At 41.6% G+C, this 2,251-nt stretch carries 2 protein-coding genes; both read right to left on the reverse strand.

Annotation, left to right across the window (positions count from 1 at the left end; all coding sequences use genetic code 11):
• Positions 1-18 precede the first annotated feature (18 nt).
• Entirely contained in the window at positions 19-1,626 is a 1,608-nt protein-coding gene (locus WEIDD23_RS01380) for an APC family permease (RefSeq protein ID WP_043707520.1), read from the reverse strand.
• A gap of 118 nt (positions 1,627-1,744) precedes the next feature.
• Positions 1,745-2,212 (reverse strand): hypothetical protein, encoded by a 468-nt coding sequence (locus WEIDD23_RS01385; protein WP_010373594.1) that lies wholly within the window; start codon positions 2,210-2,212, stop codon positions 1,745-1,747.
• Positions 2,213-2,251: the final 39 nt, after the last annotated feature.

Here is a 2,251-nt window from a genome sequence, read left to right on the forward strand (position 1 = left end):
GTCATCAGGTTTTTTTGATTATTTTTTAAATTTAACCTTTGCGTTCACGCGTTGCGCTTGCTTGAAATACTTCGTCATGACGTGGCTGACGGTTCCCCAGTGATAGAACAAGAGAGAGCCAACAATAATTACCACGAAATCAAATGGGTAATGGATCCAATTTTGACCGTTGAATTCCTTCGACCCAATATAAGACATAATCGAAATGAAAATCAAGTAGCCAATCATCCAGAAGCTACCTTCAAAGGCACGCTTCGTTTTATTGAAACCATTGCGCCATTCGTAGTAGAAATAGAATGGTAGGCCAAGCAAGATAACCAAAATCACTTCTACAGTGGTAGGCCACATTGCCCAATACGTTGCTAATGAAGCAAGAACGAATGACAGAGGTGCCATAAACTTAAGAATTTTACCACGGAATGGACGGGTGAATTCGGGCGCCATTTTACGCAATGAGATAACCGTTACTGGTCCAGTCAAGTAAGCAATCAAGGTTGACGTTGAAATAACGCTGGCCAACGTTCCCCATGAACGGAAAATTGAGACCATCAGCATACTCAAAATGGCATTAACAACCATTGCGATACGGGGCGTACCGTATTTATCGTTGATTTTTCCGACGAATTTTGGAATGTGGTTATTGGTTACCATGGCAGCCAATGTACGACTTGAAGAAGCGACGAATGATACGCCGGTTCCAAATGGTGACACAAAAGCGTCCATATATAGCAAAACAGACAGCCAGTGAATGCCTAGTAGAATAGCTAGATCAGCGAATGGTGAGGCGAAGTTAATGCCGTGCCAACCATTTGCTGCAATCATGTCAGGCTTCAATGCGGTAATAAACGTACTCTGTAGCAGAATGTAGAGTACACCACTAATCAATAGTGAATAAGTAATCCCACGTCCAATATTACGCTTGGGGTTTTCGATTTCACTTCCCATGTTAATAACGGTTTGGAACGCATTAAATGAGAAGATAATACCAGATACTGTCGTGGCAGCAAAGATTGGTGCCGTGCCATATGGCATAAATTCATGTAGTGATGACCCGTAATTACCAGGATGGAATCCTGATAAAGTTAACATGATGATTGTTAATAGTGGGACACCAATTTTGAAGACAGAAATAAGACTTGTAAAGTTTGTGAGCAATTCGACTGACCAATAGTTCAATAACGTGAACACGACAATAAAGAAGAAAACGGCTAATAACCCTTCGTTTGTAATCGTGCCATTGGCCATGAAACTCTGTGTCCATTTTGCCCAGGACCAAGGCCACGAGCTCATATATTGCACAGCGGCAACTGATTCAATTGGAATTAGCGTAATGAGCGAAATCCAATTAGCCCATGAAGCGATGAATCCTAACAATGAGCCGTGAGTGTATTGTGCGTATTTACTCATCCCCCCAGATTGCGGGAACATGGTTCCCAATTCGATGTAGTTATAAGCGATTGCACCGATAACGATACCACCGATTACCCAGGAAATAATGGCTGCTGGTCCGGCGACTTGGGATGCTTCCCAGGCACCGAAGAGCCAACCTGACCCGATCAATGAACCTAATCCAAGCATGACTAGCTGGAATAGGCCGATTTTTTTGGTCTTTTTTGAATTTTTCATGTGACCTCCTCGTACATGTACGAGAACTAGCTTATCAAAAAATCACATAAAAATCTAATTTTGGGACTTAAAAAGACCGGTTTGTTGGACTAGACCGGTCTTTTAGTATGTATTTACATTAAGCAGGATCATCCTCACGCCAAATTAAATCGAATACGACGGTTATTAGAGGTCGTACGATAAATAATAATAAGGGAATTGCGAAAAATAAGGTGTGGGCCCATTGAATGAAGTATGACAGAACCAAATGCTGTGAATCGTAATGATGTGACATATACAGGCCGTAGAAGGACATGACTGACACATTACCAGTTACGATGAAAATAGCCATAGAGTGCCGACGAGGGACGAGTTCTGAAAACCATTTGGGCAAGATGTTATGTAGTTTAATCACTAGTGGCAATGTAACGTTCTCTTTCAGCAAAGTGGCTAAAATGAACGTTAACGGGACAATGGTTAGGGTAGCTAAGATGGTACGTCGATGCCAGCCTGCTACCCATGTCCCATTCCAAATACTAATAATTGTGACCATTGTTAACGTCGTGACGATGCCGACGATAAATGATCGTTCAAAAAACCGCTTCATAAAATTCCTCCATACAAATAATTAGTATTACTTTAAAGT

This window comes from Weissella sp. DD23, assembly GCF_001579105.1.
Classification (GTDB): Bacteria; Bacillota; Bacilli; order Lactobacillales; family Lactobacillaceae; genus Weissella; species Weissella cibaria.